This window comes from Streptomyces netropsis (assembly GCF_014203545.1).
Taxonomy (GTDB): domain Bacteria; phylum Actinomycetota; class Actinomycetes; order Streptomycetales; family Streptomycetaceae; genus Streptomyces; species Streptomyces netropsis.
Map to the genome: position 1 here is coordinate 158,116 of NZ_JACHJG010000017.1, position 19,515 is coordinate 177,630.

At 73.5% G+C, this 19,515-nt stretch carries 16 protein-coding genes; 11 read left to right on the forward strand and 5 right to left on the reverse strand.

Annotation, left to right across the window (positions count from 1 at the left end; genetic code table 11):
- Positions 1-56 precede the first annotated feature (56 nt).
- The 3 genes from FHS38_RS35755 to FHS38_RS31115 all read left to right on the forward strand — a co-directional run bounded on the left by FHS38_RS35755 (position 57) and on the right by FHS38_RS31115 (position 3,697).
- Positions 57-2,477, forward strand: a complete 2,421-nt coding sequence (locus FHS38_RS35755) for a sensor histidine kinase (RefSeq protein ID WP_229822825.1) — start codon at positions 57-59, stop codon at positions 2,475-2,477.
- On the forward strand, positions 2,465-3,136 hold the full coding sequence (locus FHS38_RS31110; RefSeq protein ID WP_184739282.1) for a response regulator transcription factor: 672 nt from the start codon (positions 2,465-2,467) through the stop codon (positions 3,134-3,136). Before FHS38_RS35755 ends, FHS38_RS31110 begins: the two co-directional genes overlap by 13 nt.
- Positions 3,137-3,220: 84 nt before the next feature.
- Complete coding sequence (locus tag FHS38_RS31115; protein WP_229822826.1) at positions 3,221-3,697, forward strand: pyridoxamine 5'-phosphate oxidase family protein; 477 nt, start codon at positions 3,221-3,223, stop codon at positions 3,695-3,697.
- 127 nt (positions 3,698-3,824) lie between these two features.
- Here FHS38_RS31115 and FHS38_RS31120 read toward each other — a convergent pair whose 3' ends face one another.
- A complete protein-coding gene (locus FHS38_RS31120; RefSeq protein ID WP_184739286.1) occupies positions 3,825-4,412 on the reverse strand; it encodes a phosphatase PAP2 family protein in 588 nt (195 codons plus the stop codon).
- Positions 4,413-5,048: 636 nt separating this feature from the next.
- On the opposite strand from FHS38_RS31120, the gene FHS38_RS36215 reads away from it, so the two are divergent.
- Positions 5,049-5,423, forward strand: a complete 375-nt coding sequence (locus FHS38_RS36215) for a hypothetical protein (RefSeq protein WP_308433612.1) — start codon at positions 5,049-5,051, stop codon at positions 5,421-5,423.
- 92 nt (positions 5,424-5,515) lie between these two features.
- On the opposite strand, the gene disA is transcribed toward FHS38_RS36215, so the two are convergent.
- The gene (gene disA, locus FHS38_RS31130) at positions 5,516-6,640 is read right to left on the reverse strand and encodes a DNA integrity scanning diadenylate cyclase DisA (protein ID WP_184739290.1); all 1,125 of its coding nucleotides are present in this window, start codon (positions 6,638-6,640) and stop codon (positions 5,516-5,518) included.
- A gap of 126 nt (positions 6,641-6,766) precedes the next feature.
- Entirely contained in the window at positions 6,767-8,182 is a 1,416-nt protein-coding gene (radA, locus tag FHS38_RS31135; RefSeq protein ID WP_184739292.1) for a DNA repair protein RadA, read from the reverse strand.
- 205 nt (positions 8,183-8,387) lie between these two features.
- Here radA and FHS38_RS31140 point away from each other — a divergent pair, with 205 nt between their 5' ends.
- Positions 8,388-9,992, forward strand: a complete 1,605-nt coding sequence (locus tag FHS38_RS31140) for a BACON domain-containing protein (protein WP_184739294.1) — start codon at positions 8,388-8,390, stop codon at positions 9,990-9,992.
- 318 nt (positions 9,993-10,310) lie between these two features.
- Here the strand turns inward: FHS38_RS31140 and FHS38_RS31145 are convergent, their stop codons facing one another.
- Positions 10,311-11,171: a DUF3109 family protein gene (locus FHS38_RS31145; protein WP_184739296.1), complete on the reverse strand. Its 861-nt coding sequence runs from the start codon at positions 11,169-11,171 to the stop codon at positions 10,311-10,313.
- A gap of 45 nt (positions 11,172-11,216) precedes the next feature.
- Between FHS38_RS31145 and FHS38_RS31150 the strand changes: the two genes are divergently transcribed.
- From FHS38_RS31150 to ilvD, 4 genes are all read left to right on the forward strand, one after another.
- A complete protein-coding gene (locus FHS38_RS31150) occupies positions 11,217-12,149 on the forward strand; it encodes a Ppx/GppA family phosphatase (protein ID WP_184739298.1) in 933 nt (310 codons plus the stop codon).
- 23 nt (positions 12,150-12,172) lie between these two features.
- On the forward strand, positions 12,173-12,997 hold the full coding sequence (locus FHS38_RS31155) for a sugar phosphate isomerase/epimerase family protein (protein WP_184739300.1): 825 nt from the start codon (positions 12,173-12,175) through the stop codon (positions 12,995-12,997).
- Positions 12,994-13,617, forward strand: coding sequence for a TetR/AcrR family transcriptional regulator (locus FHS38_RS31160; RefSeq protein ID WP_184739302.1), 624 nt, complete (start codon positions 12,994-12,996; stop codon positions 13,615-13,617). Before FHS38_RS31155 ends, FHS38_RS31160 begins: the two co-directional genes overlap by 4 nt.
- 189 nt (positions 13,618-13,806) lie before the next feature.
- Positions 13,807-15,657 carry a dihydroxy-acid dehydratase gene (gene ilvD / locus FHS38_RS31165; RefSeq protein WP_184739304.1) on the forward strand — a complete coding sequence of 617 codons (1,851 nt, stop codon included), beginning with the start codon at positions 13,807-13,809 and terminating at the stop codon, positions 15,655-15,657.
- Positions 15,658-15,790: 133 nt separating this feature from the next.
- On the opposite strand, the gene FHS38_RS31170 is transcribed toward ilvD, so the two are convergent.
- The gene (locus tag FHS38_RS31170) at positions 15,791-18,010 is read right to left on the reverse strand and encodes a serine/threonine-protein kinase (RefSeq protein ID WP_184739306.1); all 2,220 of its coding nucleotides are present in this window, start codon (positions 18,008-18,010) and stop codon (positions 15,791-15,793) included.
- 168 nt (positions 18,011-18,178) lie between these two features.
- Between FHS38_RS31170 and FHS38_RS31175 the strand changes: the two genes are divergently transcribed.
- The gene (locus FHS38_RS31175; protein WP_184739308.1) at positions 18,179-18,505 is read left to right on the forward strand and encodes an SH3 domain-containing protein; all 327 of its coding nucleotides are present in this window, start codon (positions 18,179-18,181) and stop codon (positions 18,503-18,505) included.
- A gap of 56 nt (positions 18,506-18,561) precedes the next feature.
- A complete protein-coding gene (locus FHS38_RS31180; RefSeq protein WP_184739310.1) occupies positions 18,562-19,062 on the forward strand; it encodes a hypothetical protein in 501 nt (166 codons plus the stop codon).
- Positions 19,063-19,515 lie beyond the last annotated feature (453 nt).

Genomic DNA, 19,515 nt, shown 5'->3' on the forward strand with positions numbered 1-19,515 from the left:
AACACCTGACTTTCGACAGGGGCGCGCGGTGGACGGACGCTTGTACCGTCGAGGCGGTGAGACGCACGACGGCCCCGAGGACGGGGCGGGTTTCGACAGCGGGCCGGGTTCTGTCGGCGGCGCGGGCCGTACCGGCCGCGCGTGCCCTGCGGGACGCCCTGCTGTGGGCGGTACTCGCCGCGCCCGCGATCGGCACCGCCTGGCTCGGTCTGACCGGGCCGCAGCCCTGGTGGCGGCAGGCGGGCGCGTTGGGCGTGCTCGCCGTGGCCGCCGCCGTGTCGCGGCTACGGCCCGTGCCGGCCCTCCTTCTCGCCGCGGCCCTGGGGTTCGCCGCGTCGCCGTCCCTCTTCACCCTCTCGTACGGGCCGGCGCTGTCGGTCCTCGGCTATCTGCTGGGCCGCCGCTCGGCCGCGCCGCGCCCGGCGCAGCTGGCCTTCGCGGGGATCGCCGCGGTGGGCACCGCGCTCGTGCTCCTCCGCGGCGCCGACCCGGTGATCGAATGGCTGGTTCTGATCGGCACGCTGCTGTTCGGCGGGGTCTTCCCCTGGCTGACCGGCCGCTACCGGCGCCAGTACCGCGAACTGGTGGCCGCGGGCTGGAGCCGCGCGGCGCAGCTGGAGCGGGAGCAGGAGATCGTCGCGGACCGCGCCCGGCTGCGCGAGCGGGCCCGGATCGCCCGGGACATGCACGACTCCCTCGGCCACGAGCTGAGCCTGATCGCCCTGCGGGCCGGCGCCCTCCAGGTCGCCCCCGGCCTCGACCCCGCCCACCGCACGGCGGCCGCGGACCTCCGCGCGGCGGCGGCCGCCGCGACGGACCGCCTCCACGACATCATCGGCGTCCTCCGCGACCCCGAACCCGGGCCCACCCCGCCCACGGCCCCGCTCGTCCCGGCGGACGAGACCATCCCCGCGCTCGTCGAGCGCGCGGCCAGCTCGGGCCTGTGCGTGCGGTTGCGCGTGCGCGCGGCTTCCGGGGACGGCGGGGCGCCGCGGGCTGTGGCCGGTCGGGGCGGGACCGTGCGGGGCGGTGTTCCGGCCGAGCCCGCCGCGGCCGGTGCCCGGCAGCCGGTGCGCCTGCGCGTGCGCGCGGTTACGGGGAGCGGCGAGGCATCGACGGCCGTGGTCGGCCGGAACGAGGCCGTGCGGCACGGTGCACCCACCGGGGCGGCTCCCACTGAGGCGGTTCCCACCGGGGCGGTTCCCACCGAGGCCGTCCCGGCCGGGGCCGGGGAGCCGGTTCGCGTGCGCGCGGCTTCCGGTGGCGGCGGGCTGCCGAGGGACGTGACCGGTCGGAGCGGGGCCGTGCGTGGTGTTTCCGCCGGGGCCGCCCCGGCCGGGGCCGGGGAGCCGGTGCGTGTCCGTGCAGTTTCCGGGGATGGCGGGGTGCAGAGGGCTGCGGCCGGTGGCGCGGCCGGTGCCCGGCAGCTGGTGCCGGAGGTCGACGACTCCGGCGGGGCGATATCGGCTGGGGCGCGGCAGGGCGCTTCCGGCGCTCCGACCATGGCGGAGCGGGCCGCCTACCGGGTGGTGCAGGAGGCCCTGACCAACGCGGCCAAGCACGCGCCGGGCGCGGAGGTCGAGGTGACGGTCGAGCACGGCCCGCACGAGACCGTGGTGACGGTCGTGAACGGCCCGGCGTCGGCCGACGCCGCCCGCCCAGCGGCCCCCGGCGGCAAGCCTCTGCCGGACGACCACGGCCCGGCGGAGCCGGCGGGAGGGGCCGCGGCGGCCAGCCACGGCCCGTCGACCGTCGGGGCCGCCCCCGCGGCGGGCGGCGTCGGGCAGACGTCGGGCATCTGTGACCCGGCGGAGAACATCAGTCGGGCCGCAGGGGCCGGCCACGGCCCGTCGACCGGCGGCGGCGTACGGGCGTCCGCCCGTAAAAACCCTGCGCCAGCGCCGCCAGGCAACGGCACGGGACTGCTCGGCCTGCGGGAACGGGCCGCCCTCACCGGAGGCGAGTGCGTCGCGGGACCCTACGAGGGCGGCTTCCGCGTGGTGGCGCGCCTGCCCCACACGGCGGCCGGCCCCGGCCCGGGCCCCGCCCCCGGCGACGGCCACGCGTTCACCCGCGCCCGCCGCGCGGCACGCCGACGCTTCGCCGTGCCCTTCGCCGTCGCGGGCGTCTGCGCCGCCCTGTTCGTGGCGGGCGCCTTCGGCTGGTACGCCTACATCAAGACGCACTCCGTGCTGACGCCCGCCGACTACGCGGGACTGCGCGTCGGCGCGCCCTACGCGGACGTCGAGCCCGTCCTGCCCGACCTGACCGTCACCGATCCACCGGCCGACCGGGCAGTCGTGCCCCCGCCGCCCGGCGCGCAGTGCCGTTACTACCGGTCGACCGGCGAGCTTTTCGTGAGCGTCGATCACTTCCGGCTCTGCTTCCGCGACGGCCACCTCGTGTCGAAGCACGCCGTTCCCCGGGTCGGTGTGCCCGACGTCGTACAGCAAGAAGAGAAGGAGTGGGTGCGGTGACGACGATCAGAGTGCTGCTCGCGGACGACGAGACCATGATCCGGGCGGGCGTACGGGCCATCCTCGCCGCGGACCCGGGCATCGATGTGGTCGCCGAGGCGGCGGACGGCCGCGAGGCCGTCGAGGCGGTCCGCGCGCACCGGCCCGACGTGGCGCTCCTCGACATCCGGATGCCGCGCCTGGACGGGCTCGCCGCGTGCGAGGAGATCCGCCGCACCACCCCCGGCACGGCCGTCGCCGTCCTCACCACCTTCTCCGAGGACGCGTACGTCTCCCGCGCCCTCGGCGGCGGGGCCACCGGGTTCCTCCTCAAGTCCGGCGACCCGTACGAGCTGATGGCCGGTGTCCGTGCCGTGGCCGACGGCGGCGCGTACCTCTCCCCGAAGGTCGCCCGGCACGTCATCGCCGAGCTGGGCGGCGAACGGCTGATGCGCGGCGCCGCCGCCCGCGCCCGGACCGCCGGGCTCACCGCACGCGAGCGGGACGTCCTGGCCCTGGTGGGGGCCGGGCTCTCCAACGCGGGGATCGCCCGCCGGCTGCACCTCGTCGAGGGCACGGTCAAGGGCTACGTGAGCGCGATCCTGAACCATCTGGAGGTCGGCAACCGCGTCCAGGCGGCGATCGTCGCCTACGAGGCCGGGCTGGTGACCGAGGGCTGACCGGCCACTCCCTCGGCCCCATCGATCGACTCCTGGCCGGTACCCGGCTGGTACCCCGGGGACGATCGGGGTGGAATGGGGATCATGACCGAAATTCAGTCCCGCCCCCCGCTGGAGCTCCTCGCCGCGCTCGACGCCCACACGACCTTGACCCTGGCGTACACCGACGAGGACGGCCCCCAGGCGTGCGCCGTGCTCTACGCGCCCGCCGAGGAGTCCGCGCCCGCGCTGGTGTTCGTCACCTCCGCCACCACCCGCCACGGCCGTGCCCTGCGCGACGGCGAGACGCGCGTCGCCTTCACCGCCCAGCGTGACCACCAGGACTGGGTGAGCCTGTCCGGCATTCAGGGCCGGGGCGTCTGCCGCCGTCTGGAGGGCGCGGAGCGCCAGGCCGCGTGGCAGTCGTTCCGGACCCGCTTCCCCTACGTCGAGCAGACCGAGCAGCTCAGGCAGGCGATGGAGCGCGAGGACCTGTGGGAGCTGCGCCCCGACTGGCTGCGCCTGGTCGACAACGGCCAGGGCTTCGGCCACAAGACGGAGTGGCCGCCCGTCGGAGCCTGACGGCCCGTCCCGCTGGAGCCTGACGGAAGGCCCGCCGGAGCATGACGGCACGTCGCGCCGGAGCCTGACGGCCCGTCCGGCCGGGCGGGCCGCCCCTCGCCCCCCTCGTCAGCCCTTGTCTCTCCTGTCACCCCTTGACCAGGACGCTCCACGGGCCTGTCCCCGCCCGGGCCCGTTCCACCAACGCCGTGCCCCGTCGTACGAGCACCCGGGCGCCCAGCAGCGCGACGGCGGCGCCGAGCGCGAGGCCCACCGCCACGTCGTGCGGGTAGTGCACGCCGAGGAAGACCCGGGAGAAGGCGACCAGCACCGCCAGCGGCAGCACCAGCCACGCCATCACCCGGCGGGTGACCGCGATCCCGGTGGCCAGGGCGGCCGCGAGGGTGGCGTGGTTGCTGGGGAACGACCAGTCGTCGGGCGCCGGGCAGGGGGCGAGGGACGCGGCGGCACCGGTCACCGCCCGGCACGGCCTGACCTCCTCGACGAGGCTCTTCACGACCTCGCTCACGGCGTACGCGACCGCCGTGGTGAACGGCACGAGCGCCGCGAGCGCCACCCCGCGCGCCCCGCCACGCCTGGCCCGCCACCAGATTCCGACGGCCACCGCCATCAGTAGCAACAGCCCTGCCTCCGTGCCGACTTCCGCGAGGGAGTGGACCCAGCCCGGGGTGCTGCGGGCGTGCTCGGTGATATCGCGATAGAGATCGTTGTCCATGGTGGGGACGTTATGAACCGCCGGGCACACGGCACATCGGTCCATCGGCAGGGCCAATACCTGACCTTCGTCGGATGGTGCGGCCGTTGTCCGATGTGCGTATGGCGGCGCCCGGAACCGGGTAGATGATGAGAAAAGTCTGCACTCCTACGGCGGGTACTGGCTGGTGCCCTGGCCGATCTCTCGTAGAGTCTTCGCGTGGGATCTCTGCGCAATCCGATCGGGCCGCTTCCCTCCTCCATCTACTGGCGGCGGAGGGCAGTTGCGCTTGGCCTGCTCGGCCTTCTCGTTCTGCTGGTGCTGTGGGCCGTCCTCGGAGGTGGTGACGGCTCCGACGGCGATCAGTCCAAGGGATCGAACGGCAAGGGTCCCGGTGACACCACCATCACGCCCGGGCCCACCCCCTCGGGGCCCCATTTCAGCCAACGGCCGGGCGGCCGCGATGAATCGGGCACCGGCGGCGGCAGCGGCGGCGACCATGGCGGAACGGGAAGTTCCGGTAGTGGCGGCGTAGGCACCGGCGGCGGCACGGGAGGCTCCGGCGGTTCCGGTGGCGGCGGTGGGCTGGGCACGGGCGACGGCAAGGCCGTTCCGGCCGGCTCCAAACTGCCCGACTGTGCGTCAGGATCCGTACAGGTGAGCGTGCGCAGCGTGAAGGACGCCTACAAGCCCGACGAGAAGCCGAAGTTCGAGTTCGTCGTGAAGAACTCCGGTGGCGCTGCCTGCAAGGTCGACTTCGGATCGGCCGCGGCCGGCCTCAAGATCGTGAAGTCCGAGGGCAGCGACCACGTGTGGGCGTCCGACGACTGCGCCAAGGGCGGTGCGCCCGTGCTGCTGGAGCTCCCCGGCTCGGGCGAGATCAAGAGCACGCTGGAGTGGGACCGCAAGCGCAGCGCCCCGCGCTGCGCGACGCCGTCCGGATCCCCGACCGCCGAACCCGGTACGTACAAGGTCGAGGTCAAGATCGCGGGGGTCACCGGGACGGTGAACTTCACGCTGGAGAAGGCCTGATCCCCGACCCGGCATACGGCTACGGCCGAGCACCGCATCGCGCGGGGCTCGGCCGTAGCCGTATGAAGAAGCGAACGGTCGGGATCTGACCGCTATACGTAGCGCTCGAGGATCGAGGACTCGGCGAGCCGGGACAGCCCCTCGCGGACCGAGCGGGCGCGGGCCTCGCCGACGCCGTCGACCGTCTGGAGGTCGTCCACGCTCGCGGCGAGCAGCTTCTGGAGCCCGCCGAAGTGCTCGACGAGCCGGTCGATGATCGCGCCGGGCAGCCGCGGCACCTTGGCCAGCAGGCGGTAGCCGCGCGGGGAGACCGCGGAGTCCAGCGTCTCGGGGGAGCCGCTGTAACCCAGGGCGCGCGCGACGATGGGCAGTTCGAGCAGCTCGGCATGGCTGAGGGAGTCCAGCTCCGAGAGCGCCTCCGGGACCGTGCGGGTGCGCTTGGCGGTCGGCTCCGGGACGTAGTCCCGCACGACCAGGTCGCGCTCCGGCTCGACGCCCGCGATCAACTCCTCCAGCTGGAGTGAGAGCAGACGGCCGTCGGTGCCCAGCTCGATCACGTACTCCGCGATCTCCGTGGCGATGCGGCGGACCAGCTCCAGTCGCTGGGAGACCGCCGTGACGTCGCGGACGGTGACCAGGTCCTCGATCTCCAGGGCGGAGAGCGTGCCGGCGACCTCGTCGAGACGGAGCTTGTAGCGCTCCAGGGTGGCCAGCGCCTGGTTGGCACGGGAGAGGATCGCGCCCGACTCCTCCAGGACCCGGCGCTCGCCGCCCACGTACAGCGCGATCAGCCGCATCGACTGGCTGACCGAGATGACGGGGTAACCGCACTGGATGGACACGCGCTGCGCGGTGCGGTGCCGGGTGCCGGTCTCCTCGGTGGGGATCGAGGCGTCGGGGACGAGCTGCACGCCCGCCCGCACGATCTTGGTGATGTCCTTGTCGACGATCAGCGCGCCGTCCAGCTTGCACAGCTCGCGCAGCCGGGTGGCGGAGAACTCCACATCGAGGACGAATCCGCCGGTACACATCGATTCGACGGTCTTGTCCATGCCCAGGACGAGGAGCCCGCCGGTATTGCCGCGGAGGATGCGCTCCAGGCCGTCCCGAAGGGCCGTGCCGGGCGCGACGGCGCTCAGCGAAGCGCGCATCAGACCGTCAGCACCGGAGCTTCCCCCGGCCTTGCCGGGGCCCGATGCCCGGTCGTTGGCTGCCACTGCACTCCTCCGGTCGCAAGGTCATCGGTGCCGCAGGCCGCCCTGGCTGTCGCGTACGTGCGTACGTACGGGCGAGACCAGGGCAAAGTCTACTGGCGCCCAGCCTATTAGAGAGGGCTCCTCCGGTCAGGCGTCCGCATCGGCCTCCCGCCGGCTCTCCCGGCGTACCCGCTTGGGCAGCACCCGAAGCGCGTCGCCTATGTCCGCGACCTCCAAAACCTTCATACCGGCCGGGATCTTCCCGGGGTCGGAGGGCACGAGGGCGTGGGTGAAACCGAGCCGGGCGGCTTCGGCCAGGCGGCGCTGCACGCCCGTGACGCGCCGGACCTCGCCCGCGAGCCCCACTTCGCCGATGGCCACCAGATTCTTCGGCAGCGGGGAGTCGCTGGCGGCGCTGGCGAGGGCGAGCGCGATGGCGAGGTCGGCGGCGGGCTCGGAGAGCTTCACACCGCCGACGGTGGCGCTGTAGATGTCGCGCTTGCCGAGCGCGCTGATCCGGCCCCGCTGCTCCAGCACGGCCAGCATCATCGACACCCGCGAAGTCTCCAGACCGGAGGTGGTGCGGCGGGGCGAGGGGATCTGCGAGTCGACCGTCAGCGCCTGCACCTCGGCCACGAGCGGGCGGCGGCCTTCCAGGGTGACCGTCAGACAGGTGCCGGGAACGGGCTCGGCGCGCCGGGTCAGGAAGAGGCCGCTGGGGTCGGCGAGGCCGGTGATGCCCTCGTCGTGCAGCTCGAAGCAGCCGACCTCGTCGGTGGCGCCGTAGCGGTTCTTCACGCCGCGGACCAGGCGCAGCCGGGCGTGCCGGTCGCCCTCGAAGCTCAGCACGACGTCGACCAGGTGCTCCAGCAGCCGGGGGCCCGCGATCGCGCCGTCCTTGGTGACGTGGCCGACCAGCAGGGTGGCCATGCCGCGCTCCTTGGAGGCACGGATCAGCGCGCCGGCCACCTCGCGCACCTGGGCCATCCCGCCCGGCGCCCCGTCGATCTCGGGGGAGGCCACGGTCTGCACCGAGTCCATGATCAGGAGGGAGGGCTTCACGGAGTCGAGATGGCCGAGGACGGCGGACAGATCGGTCTCGGCGGCGAGATAGAGGTGGTCGGAGAGTGCGCCGATGCGGTCGGCGCGCATCCGCACCTGGCTCGCGGACTCCTCGCCCGTCACATACAGCGTGCGGTGCTCGTCGGACGCGGCCTTCGCCGCCACATCCAGCAGCAGCGTCGACTTGCCGACCCCGGGCTCGCCCGCGAGCAGTACCACCGCGCCGGGCACCAGCCCGCCGCCCAGCACGCGGTCCAGCTCGTCCACGCCCGTGCTGCGCGCGGTGGCCTGCCGGCCGTCGACCTGGCCGATGGGCAGCGCGGCGGAGGTCACCCGGCCGGGCGCCGTCGTGCGGACGGCGGGCGCGCCGTACTCCTCGACCGTGCCCCACGCCTGGCACTCCGGGCAGCGGCCGAGCCACTTGGCAGTGGTCCAGCCGCACTCGGTGCAGCGGTAGGAGGGCCGGTCCTTGGCGGACGAGCGAGCGGTGCGGGCAGCCATGGGGTCACCGTAGCGGTGCCCACTGACAGGGCCCCCGACGGGACGGGCCGGACGGCAGTCGTCCGCACCCCTGGCGGCCGCCACACCGGCACTCCCGCCGGAACGTACAGTTCCTGTCCCCCTTCGAGCGAGATGGTCACCCGAACGGGTTAAACCTGTGCGAGCAGGACGAGGGAGGGCGCATCATCCGCCTACCGTCGCCGGGATGACAAGCAGCGGCCCCGAGCACCCTACGTACGCCACCGGCGCGTTTCACGCACACGGCCGTGCGCCGCGCGCGGTCGACGACACCCTCGTACAGCGGCCGCCCGTGCGGTACGAGCCGTTCCTGGACGGGTTGTTCACCTACTGCCTGTCCGTGCTGTGCGAGCACGACTCCGCCACCTCCGTGCTCGGCGAGGCGCTCGCGCTCGCCGAGCGGCGCGCCGACCGGGCCCCCGCCGACGAGGAGATGCGCCGCCCCTGGATGTACGCCCTGGCCCGCTGGGCCTGTCTGCGCAGGCTCGCGGAGCGCGGTGCGAGGGTCGCCGACCCCGTCCCGACCGGGTCCCTGGCGGCCCATCGCCGCGCGGAGCTGTCCCTGCTGGCCTGGCCGGAGGCCGCCGGCACCACCCCCGAGCAGCGCGAGGCCCTCGAGCTGGCCGTCCGCCACGGCCTCACCCCCCACGAGGTCGGCGTCGTGCTGCGGCTGGACCCCGACGCCACCCGGGCGCTGCTGTCCAGCGCCGCGTGCGAGGTGGAGCGGACCCGGACCGCGCTGGCCGTCGTGGAGTCCGGCCGCTGCCCGGTCGTCGCGCGGTTCGCGGGCGACACGGAAATGCTGCTGGGGGCCGCGCTGCGGCGCGAGCTCGTCCGGCACGTCGACGACTGCGCCGACTGCCGCCGGACGGCCGAGCGGGCCAACGCGGGCGACCCCTGGCCCGGGACGTCGGCGTCCACCGCCGCGCTGCCCGTGCTCGAGGCGCCGCGCGCGGCGGCGCACGCCGCCATGCTGTGCGCCCTGGCCGCACGCCCGCAGCGCGCGGCGGCTGCGGGGGTGATGCCCCGGTTCGACCGCAAGGGGTTCCCGTTGGCCCCCAAGGACCGTGCCGCGCGGCGCGGCAGGCTGCGCAGCAGAGCCGTCACGACGACGGTCGTCGCGACGGTCGTGGCCGCCCCCGTGCTGGCCCTGTGGGCCGCCTACCGAGGGGCGCCGGTCATCGGGGAGGGGCAGGACACGGCGTCGGTCTCCGCCCGGGAGACGGCCGGGCTCGGCCAGTATCCGTACGAGGAGACCGGCCGGTCCCACAATTCCACCGACGCGCGCTCGGCCGTGCGCCGCCGGGCCTCAGACGTCTCGGTCGCCGTGCTCGGTCCGGACGGCAGACCCGTGCCGGTGGCGGCCGCCGCCGGTGCCTCGCCCGCACCGGGCGACAGCACCCGGCCGCTGCCGGCTCCGTCCGGGCGGGGCCACGGGCCCGGTCGGCTGACGGTCGAGGCGCAGCCCAGCGGGGGCACCACGCTGATCACGCTGACGGCGAGCGGCGGGGAGCCGGTGCGCTGGTCGATGACGACCGACGCGCCGTGGCTGCGGCTGAACCGGGTGGGCGGGGTGCTCACCCCGGGGCAGTCGGTGACCGTCACGGTCTATGTGGACCAGGACCGGGAGCCGGTGGGGCACTGGACGGCGCGGGTGGCCGTCGCGCCGGGCGGCTCCGTGGTGACGATCGAGGGGCGCGGCGCGGCCCCCGAGCCGACCCCCGCCGCGACCCGGCCGCCCGCGAGCCCGACGAGTCCGCCCCCGGCGCCGTCCCCGAGCTCCACGAACTGACCTGCGGTCCGCTGTGTGGGCCTGTCGGCGGTTCACGCCGTGACGCGACCGGCGAGCTGTTCCGCGAGTCGCCCCGCGGACTGCCTGGCGTGCCGTCCCGCGAAGGCACCGGCTCCGCCCTGTGAGGCCACCGGCGGAGGTTTCCCTCGGGGATCGACGACCCGTGAGAGCAACCCCGAGGGCTTGCTCTCACATCCCTCCCCGGCTACTGCCGGGAGGTGCCCCGGCACCGGACGCCGCGGGCACCGCCTCCAGCGGACGGTGCTGTCCGAAGGACAGGCCCCGAGCCGCAGCGCGCGAAAACCGCGTCAGCCCGCGTCAGCGGCGGTCCGGCAGCTTCGCCGGGCGCCCGCCGTCCGCCGGGTGCGGAGCCATCGGCAGCAGCGAGGACAGCCGCTCCTCACACAGCTCCACCAGCCGCGCGTACCCCTTCTTGCCCATCAGCTCGGTCAGCTCCGGCGCGTAGCTCACGTACACCGGGTCACCCGCGCCGTGCGCGGACGTCGCCGACGTGCACCACCAGTGCAGGTCGTGGCCGCCCGGGCCCCAGCCCCGGCGGTCGTACTCGCCGATCGTGACCTGGAGCACCTGCGTGTCGTCCGGCCGGTCGATCCAGTCGTACGTACGCCGGATCGGCAGCTGCCAGCACACGTCCGGCTTGGTCTCCAGCGGCTCGCGGCCCTCCTTCAGGGCGAGGATGTGCAGCGAGCACCCCGCGCCGCCCGCGAAGCCGGGCCGGTTCTGGAAGATGCACGAGCCGTTCCAGCGCCGGGTCTGCCGCTCGCCGTCGTCCTCGTCGAGCTGCGTCCAGCCGCTGTCGGTGCCGACGTCGTGGAACTGCCAGATGTCCGGCGTCAGCCGCGCCACGTGGCCCGCGACCCGCTTCTCGTCGTCCTCGTCGGAGAAGTGCGCGCCCAGCGAGCAGCAGCCGTCGGCCGCGCGCCCCGCCTGGATGCCCTGGCAGCCGCTGCCGAAGATGCAGCTCCAGCGAGAGGTGAGCCAGGTCAGGTCGCACCGGAAGAGCTGCTCGTCGTCGGCCGGGTCGGGGAATTCGACCCAGGCACGGGCGAAATCAAGCCCCACCTCGTCGGAGATCTCGGCCTTCACATCGATGACCTTGGTCTTCTTGGAGGCTTTGTCCTGCGCTTTGTCCTGCTTCGCCTTCTTCGTCTTTGCCACCCCTCAAGCCTAAGCGCCCCGGGAGCGGGCAGTAGCGTTCACGCCATGAGACTCGGTGTCCTCGACGTGGGTTCGAATACGGTCCACCTGCTGGTGGTGGACGCGCATCCGGGCGCCCGCCCCCTGCCCGCGCACTCGCATAAGACCGAGCTGCGGCTCGCCGAACTCCTCGACGACCACGGCGCGATCAGCGATGCCGGGATAGACCGCCTGATCGCCGTGATCCAGGACGCCCTGCAGGCCGCCGAGGACAAGGGCGTCGAGGAGGTCCTGCCCTTCGCTACTTCCGCGGTCCGCGAGGCGGCCAACGCCGACGCCGTCCTCGCGCGCGTCCGGAAGGAGACCGGCATCACGCTGCCCGTCATGACCGGCGACGAGGAGGCGCGGCTGACCTTCCTCGCCGCCCGCCGCTGGTTCGGCTGGTCCTCGGGCAAGCTCCTCGTCCTCGACATCGGCGGCGGCTCCCTGGAGATCGCGCTGGGCCTGGACGAGGAGCCCGACGCTGCCGCCTCGCTGCCGCTGGGCGCCGGGCGGCTGACGGCCGGCTGGCTCCCGGGCGACCCGCCGGACCCCACCGACGTCCGCGCGCTGCGCCGCCACGTACGGGCCCAGATCGCCCGCATCGTCGGCGACTTCTCCCGCCGCGGCGCCCCGGACCACGTCGTCGCCACCTCGAAGACCTTCCGACAGCTCGCCCGCATCGCCGGCGCCGCCCGCTCCACCGAGGGCCTCTACGTCAAGCGCACGCTGAGCCGCCGCGCCCTGGAGCAGTGGGTGCCCAAGCTCGCCGCGATGACCGTCGAACAGCGCGCCGCGCTGCCCGGCGTGTCGGAGGGCCGGGCGCCCCAGCTGGTGGCGGGCGCGCTCGTCGCCGAGGCGGCGATGGACCTCTTCGGGGTGGAAGAGCTGGTGGTCTGTCCGTGGGCGTTGCGCGAAGGAGTGATCCTCCGGCGGCTGGACCACCTGCCCGTCGCGTGAGAGGCGGTCGTACGCTGTTCCCCGTGACAGAGCCAGTGGTGCGCATCCCGGATGCGAAGGTCGCGCTGTCCACGGCCTCGGTCTATCCCGAGTCGACGGCGACGGCCTTCGAGATCGCCGCCCGCGTCGGGTACGACGGTGTCGAGGTCATGGTCTGGACGGACCCGGTCAGCCAGGACATCGAGGCGCTGCGCCGCCTCTCCGACTACCACCAGGTCCCGATCCTGGCCGTCCACGCGCCCTGTCTGCTGATCACCCAGCGCGTCTGGTCGACGGACCCGTGGGTCAAGCTCCAGCGCGCCCGGGCGGCGGCCGAGAAGCTGGGCGCCACCACCGTGGTCGTCCACCCGCCGTTCCGCTGGCAGCGCTCGTACTCCCGCGACTTCGTGCGCGGGATCTGGCGGATGGCGGACGAGACCGACGTCCGCTTCGCCGTCGAGAACATGTACCCCTGGCGCTACCGCGACCGCGAGATGCTCGCCTACGCGCCCGACTGGGACGTCACCAAGGACGACTACCGCCACTTCACCGTCGACCTCTCGCACACGTCGACCGCCCGCACGGACGCCCTCCAGATGGTGGACCGGATGGGCGACCGGCTCGCCCACGTCCACCTCGCCGACGGCAACGGCTCCGCCAAGGACGAGCACCTGGTGCCCGGCCGCGGCAAGCAGCCCTGCGCCGAACTGCTGGAACGGCTCGCGGTCAGCGGCTTCGACGGGCACGTGGTGATCGAGGTCAACACCCGCCGCGCGATGTCCAGCGCGGAGCGCGAGGCCGACCTCGCCGAGGCCCTGGCCTTCACCCGCCTGCACCTCGCCTCCCCGACCCGCGTGCCCCGCCCGTGAGCGACGCGCGGGAGGGCGCCCCGAGGAAGCGCGGCAGACCCGCCCGCACGGACGCGGGCGACGGCCCCGGTGCCCGCGAGCGGATCCTCACCGCGGCCCGTGCCGAATTCGCCGAGCACGGCTACGACAAGGCCTCCATCCGGGGCATCGCCAAGGGCGCGGGCGTCGACCCGGCGCTCGTCCACCACTACTTCGGCCCGAAGGAGAAGATCTTCGGCGCCGCCGTCGAGGTGGACTTCGCCTCCGCCCTCCAGGCCCAGGAGACCGTCACGAGCGGCGGCCTGGAAACGGTCGGGGAGCGCCTCACCCGCTACATCCTCGGCGTGTGGGAGGCCCCGGTCACCCGTGAGCCGCTCCTCGCGATCGTCCGGTCCGCGGTCGCCAACGAGACCGCCGCCGCCGTCTTCCGCGACCTCGTCACCGTCCGGCTGATGGCCCGTGTCGCGGGCGAGCTGGACGTCCCGGCCCCGCGGCTGCGCTCGGAGCTCGCCGCGGCCCAGCTCGTGGGCATCGCCCTGCTCCGCCATGTGATCAAGGTCGAGCCCCTGGCCTCGGCGGACATCGAGCAGGTCATCGCCATGGTCGCCCCGGTCGTCCAGCGCCATCTGACCGAGGGCTGAGGGCGGCCGTCCGCACCGGATCCGCCCGGCGGCCGGGCGCGGTCACCGGCCCGGAGCCGCCCGAGGACTGAGCCCCGCGTCTCAAATCGCGGAATCCTGTCCGGATCTTGGATCACGGGCGTAGGCTCGGAAGACGCCGACCCGGCGCCGACACACCGCGCGCCGACGCACTTCGAGGAGTGGAGCAGGATGCCCGAGCTGAGGTCCCGCACCGTCACCCACGGCCGCAACATGGCGGGTGCCCGAGCCCTCATGCGGGCGTCGGGCGTAGCGAGCGAGGACATCGGCAAGCCGATCATCGCGGTCGCCAACTCCTTCACCGAGTTCGTCCCCGGCCACACCCACCTCGCCCCGGTCGGCCGGATCGTCTCCGACGCGATCCTGGCGGCGGGCGCGGTGCCCCGCGAGTTCAACACGATCGCGGTCGACGACGGCATCGCGATGGGCCACGCCGGCATGCTCTACAGCCTGCCCTCCCGTGATCTGATCGCCGACTCCGTCGAATACATGGTCGAGGCGCACTGCGCCGACGCGCTGATCTGCATCTCCAACTGCGACAAGATCACGCCCGGCATGCTGATGGCGGCCCTGCGCCTCAACATCCCCGTCGTCTTCGTCTCCGGCGGCCCGATGGAGGCCGGCCAGGCCACGCTCGTCGACGGCACGGTCCGCAAGCTCGACCTGATCAACGCCATCGTGGACGCGGTCGACGAGAACGTCTCCGACGAGGACGTCCTGCGCATCGAGGAGAACGCCTGCCCGACCTGCGGCTCCTGTTCCGGCATGTTCACGGCCAACTCCATGAACTGCCTGACCGAGGCCATGGGCCTCTCCCTCCCGGGCAACGGCTCCGTCCTCGCCACCCACACCGCCCGCAAGGCGCTGTACGAGAACGCCGCCCGCACGGTCGTCGAGATCACCAAGCGCTACTACGAGCAGGACGACGCGTCGGTCCTGCCGCGCAACATCGCCACCCGCGCCGCCTTCGACAACGCCATGGCCCTCGACATCGCCATGGGCGGCTCGACCAACACGATCCTGCACCTGCTCGCCGCCGCCCAGGAGGCCGGGCTCGACTACGACCTCAAGGACATCGACGCGGTCTCCCGCCGGGTGCCCTGCCTCGCCAAGGTCGCGCCCAACGTCGCCCCCGGCGGCACGTACTACATGGAGGACGTGCACCGCGCCGGCGGCATCCCCGCGATCCTCGGCGAGCTCTACCGCGCCGGACTGCTGAACGAGGACGTGCACACCGTCCACTCGCCCGGCATCAAGGACTGGCTCGGCACCTGGGACGTGCGCGGCGGCTCGCCCTCGGCCGAGGCCGTCGAGATGTGGCACGCCGCGCCCGGCTGCGTCCGCTCCGCCACCGCCTTCTCGCAGTCCGAGCGCTGGGATTCCCTGGACACCGACGCCGCCGGCGGCTGTATCCGCGACGCGGCGCACGCCTACTCCAAGGACGGCGGACTCGCCGTCCTCAAGGGCAACCTGGCCGTCGACGGCTGTGTCGTGAAGACGGCCGGCGTCGACGAGTCGATCTGGACGTTCGAGGGCCCGGCCGTCGTCTGCGAGTCCCAGGAGGACGCCGTCGACAAGATCCTCCGCAAGGAGATCAAGGAGGGCGACGTCGTCGTCATCCGCTACGAGGGCCCCAAGGGCGGCCCCGGCATGCAGGAGATGCTCTACCCCACGTCCTTCCTCAAGGGCCGCGGCCTCGGCAAGGCCTGCGCCCTGATCACCGACGGCCGCTTCTCCGGCGGCACCTCGGGCCTGTCCATCGGCCACGCCTCGCCCGAGGCGGCCTCCGGCGGCACGATCGCCCTGGTCGCGGACGGCGACCGGATCCGCATCGACATCCCGGCCCGCTCGATCGAACTCCTCGTCGACGAGGAGGAGCTGACGGCCCGCCGCGAGGCGCTCGGCGGCAGGTACGCCCCGAAGAACCGCGAGCGCCAGGTCTCGGCGGCGCTGCGGGCGTACGCGGCCATGGCCACCAGCGCGGACAAGGGTGCCGTGCGGGACGTCTCCCGACTGGGCTGACGTCTCCCCGCGGAGCTCTCCGTCCCGGCAGGGGCCGATGCTCAGCCCCTGCCGGGCACCGACCGGACCGGCGTCCGAGGACCGGGGTCCGGAGCGAAGCCCGGGGTAAGGGAACGCGGGGTGCCGCGTCCGGCTACCGCCACCGGGACGGTGACCCCGCGTCCACCGCGAACACCGTCCCGTCCGGCGCCGCGCCGAACACCTTCCCGTCCGCCGCGACCGGCGCCGGGAGCAGCTCCAGATAACCCCGCCCGGCCCTGGCCAGGCGGGGTGACGTCTGCCCGAGGAGCGTGCCGCGCACGGTGTCCACGGCCAGCAGCCGCCCGTCGGCCGCCGAGAAGTACAGCCGGTCGTCGTCGGCGACGAGCGCCGACGCGTTGGCGACGGAGGTGTCCAGCCGCCAGAGTCGGGCCGAGGGTTTCGATCCCGCCGTGGTGGTGAAGGCGGTGAGCCCGCCGTCCGAGGACAGCACATAGACCGAACCGCCGTGCGCGACGACGCTCGTCGCGGCCACCGGCGCACCGAACGGCACCCGGTGCTCGCGCCGGGCGGCGGGGTCATAGGTGACGACGGCGGAAACCCGCGTATCCGCGTCGGCGGCGCTGAGATGGAGGACGCCGCCCGGGCCGGCCCCCACGGCCGTCAGATTGCCCTCGGCCGTCCGCTGCCACAGCGTCGTGCCGCGCACCGGGTCGAGCGCGACGATCCGCGTGCGGCGCCCGTCGGGCGACGGGGTGACGGCATAGGCGGGCCCGGTCCCGTACGAGGAGAAGACGGGATTGGAGTGACCGGGCAGCCCGTGGTGCCACCGCTCCTTGTTCGTGGCCCCGTCGACGGCGGTGACCACTCCGTCCGCCGCGACCAGCAGTACGGTGTCGCCCGCGTGGTACACCCGGCCCCGGAACGCCGACACGTCCCGCGTCCAGCGCGGCTCGCCCGACACCGGGTCGAGCGCCGACAGCCGCCGCCCGTCCGGCGCCAGCACGTGCACCAGCCCGCCGGAGACGACGGGCGCGCTCGGCGCGCCGTCACCGGGCCGCGCCGACCCGCCCGCCACCTCACGCCGCCAGGCCACCTCGCCGTCGCCGGGCCGGATCCGGGCCGCCGACACCCCGCGCGCCGAGCAGTACAGGGCCGACTTGCCGTACGTACAGAACCCGGCCCGCACCTCGCCGTCCCCCGCCGCGTCCGCCCGCACGGACGTCTCCCACGGCTGCCAGGCGGCACCCATCGGCGTGGGGTGGGATCCCGACGGCCGGTGCAGCCCGCCCACCTCGTGCAGTGCCCAGTACCCGCCGGCGGCCGCCAGCGTCACGACCGCCACGGCGGCAGCAGCGATCCACCGGTTCCGCCGCCGGAGACGGGCCTTGCGGGGGAGGGACGCTTCGGAAGCCTCGGCGGGCTCGGTGGACCCGGCGGGCTCTGCAACCGGGACGGGGGCGCTGTTCCGCTGTTCGGGGACCCGCGGCGCGAAGGGAGCGGGGGGAGTGGGAGCAGCGGGGGATACAGGGGATACAGGGGATACAGGGGAAGCGTGCATCAGCCTGGCCATGATCGCGTCGGGCGTCGGCCGGTCGGCGGGATCCTTCGCCAGGCACGCGAGGATCAGCGGAACGAGATCCTCGGGCACCCCGGCCAGCTCCGGCTCGTTGTGCACCACTTGATACGCGACGATGTACGGGCTCTCCGACTCGAACGGACCCCGCCCCGTCGCCGCGTGGACCAGCAGCGACGCCAGCGCGAACACATCCGCCGCGGGCCCGACCTCCCGCGGCCGCTGGAACTGCTCGGGCGCCATGAACGGCGGGGTCCCGATCAGCTTCCCGGTCTCGGTGCGCAATTCGCTGTCGTACGGCCGGGAGATACCGAAGTCGATCACCTTCGGCCCGTCCTCGGCGAGCAGCACATTGCTGGGCTTCAGGTCGCGGTGCACGACGCCCGCACGGTGGATGTCGCGCAGCGCCTCCGCGAGCCCCGCCGCCAGCCGCCGCACCTCGTCGGGACTCAGCGGACCGTTCCGCTTGACCCGCTCGGCAAGGGTGGGGCCGGGAATGCAGAGGGTGGCCATCCAAGGCCGCTCGTCGTCCGGGTCCGCGTCCACGACCGGCGCCGTGAACGCTCCGCTCACCAGGCGGGCGGCCGCGACCTCCTGCCGGAACCGCGCTCTGAACTCGGGATCCACCGCGTACTCGGCGTGCACCACCTTGACCGCGAGAGGCAGCCCCGACGCAGAGCGCGCCAGGTGCACCACACCCATGCCACCGGAGCCGAGACGCCCTTCCAACCGGTACCGGCCGGCATACTCCGGCTCCTCCGCTTCCGGGCCCGTCCCGGACATGCGCAGCGGCGGCATTCCCCCACCCCCGTTGTATTTCGGCCGCGTCAGGCGGCGTGCCGGAGCCTAGTCGATGGCACCTCACAGACCCGGAAGCCATGCCGAACGGTCTTGCTAGCCTGCGCATGACAGACAGACGGACCCAGTTTTCCGACGACTTTCGACGCTTGCACGGGGGAGGGCCGGATGGCCACCGAGGAATTCACCGACACCAGCGGCAACGACGAGAGCGCGGAGCTCTCGGTCCAGGCCGCCGCGGCCGTGGCCTACTACCAGGTCGCCCCTGGCTACCAGGTCAACGTCCGCCGCGGCCCGAGCTCGGCCAGCCAGCTCATCAAGGTCCTCCCGCAGGGCTCCAGCGTGCCGATCCGCTGCCAGACCCGCGGCGAGACGGTCTCCGGCCCGTGCGGCACCACGGACATCTGGGACAGCATCGCGCCGGGGCAGTACGTATCGGACGCGTACGTGAAGACGGGCAGCAGCGAGTTCGTGGCCGTCCGCTGCTCGGGCTGACGCCTGCGCTCCGATCCTCCAGGTCCGCGTTCCCGGCCGACGGCGATAATCGACATATGAGCGATGAACACGAGGCAGCGGGTCCGCAGCCGGAGCCGATCCGGTTCTTCGGGACGACCTGGGTCGACCACGACGGCGGCTACGCACTGCGCAGGGCGGGTGTCGCCGTGGGCGCGCTCGTCGCAGCGGCGGCCGGCGCGTTCGTCCTGCGCTTCGGATACGAGGGCCTGGCCGTCGCCGAGGTCGGCAACGTGGTCAACATGCTGGTGGTCGTCGCCTTCGCCGTGTGCAGCGCCCTCGCCTTCCGACGGACCTACGAGGGCTTCCAGCGCCGCCCGGACCCGGCGGCCGACCCGGCGGCCGAGAAGTCGATGCGAAGCATCCTGATGATCGGCTTCATCGGGTCGCTGCTCGCCTACTTCTTCCGCGCCCTGCGCGAGGCGCCCGGCGAGGGGCTCCGCCGCGAGGAGTACGAGGAGGCGCGCACTCGGTACGAGCGTCGCCGTACGACCCGAACGGGCAACCCGGCGGCCCGGAAGAAGAAGCGCAAGAGCTAGGCCCACCCGGGCCGGAGCACCCTCGGGGCTCGTGTAGAGTTCTCCGAGTTGCCACGGCGTCCGCGAGGACGGTGCGGCGGCACTTCACGCCTCACTGGCGGCAATCTCTACTGCACGGCCCTTGAACGGGATCGATTTCGGCATGCCGGAATTCGGGACCGGGTTCCGATTAGGAACCGCCGGGGGAATCCGGTAAAGTAGTGATCACGCCGAAAGGCGCGAAACAAATCCCCGCCGACGGGGAATCGGAAACGAATTCGAGCCGGGAACGGCACGGAAAAGGATCTGATAGAGTCGGAACCGCCGGAAAGCGAAAGCGAGACGGTGGGACCCCGCTCCAGCAGGGGGCCAGGGCCGGAAACGGATCTGGTAAGGTTGGAAACACGAAATACCGAAGGGAAGCGCCCGGAGGAAAGCCCGAGAGGGTGAGTACAAAGGAAGCGTCCGTTCCTT

Bases quoted from the DNA above. Each gene is read 5' to 3' on its own strand.
- FHS38_RS31140 (WP_184739294.1), top strand. From the start codon at position 8,388: ATGACAAGCAGCGGCCCCGAGCACCCTACGTACGCCACCGGCGCGTTT.
- FHS38_RS31170 (WP_184739306.1), bottom strand. From the start codon at position 18,010: ATGCCGCCGCTGCGCATGTCCGGGACGGGCCCGGAAGCGGAGGAGCCG.
- radA (WP_184739292.1), bottom strand. From the start codon at position 8,182: ATGGCTGCCCGCACCGCTCGCTCGTCCGCCAAGGACCGGCCCTCCTAC.
- FHS38_RS31175 (WP_184739308.1), top strand. From the start codon at position 18,179: ATGGCCACCGAGGAATTCACCGACACCAGCGGCAACGACGAGAGCGCG.
- FHS38_RS31115 (WP_229822826.1), top strand. From the start codon at position 3,221: ATGACCGAAATTCAGTCCCGCCCCCCGCTGGAGCTCCTCGCCGCGCTC.
- FHS38_RS31150 (WP_184739298.1), top strand. From the start codon at position 11,217: ATGAGACTCGGTGTCCTCGACGTGGGTTCGAATACGGTCCACCTGCTG.
- ilvD (WP_184739304.1), top strand. From the start codon at position 13,807: ATGCCCGAGCTGAGGTCCCGCACCGTCACCCACGGCCGCAACATGGCG.
- FHS38_RS31120 (WP_184739286.1), bottom strand. From the start codon at position 4,412: ATGGACAACGATCTCTATCGCGATATCACCGAGCACGCCCGCAGCACC.
- FHS38_RS31180 (WP_184739310.1), top strand. From the start codon at position 18,562: ATGAGCGATGAACACGAGGCAGCGGGTCCGCAGCCGGAGCCGATCCGG.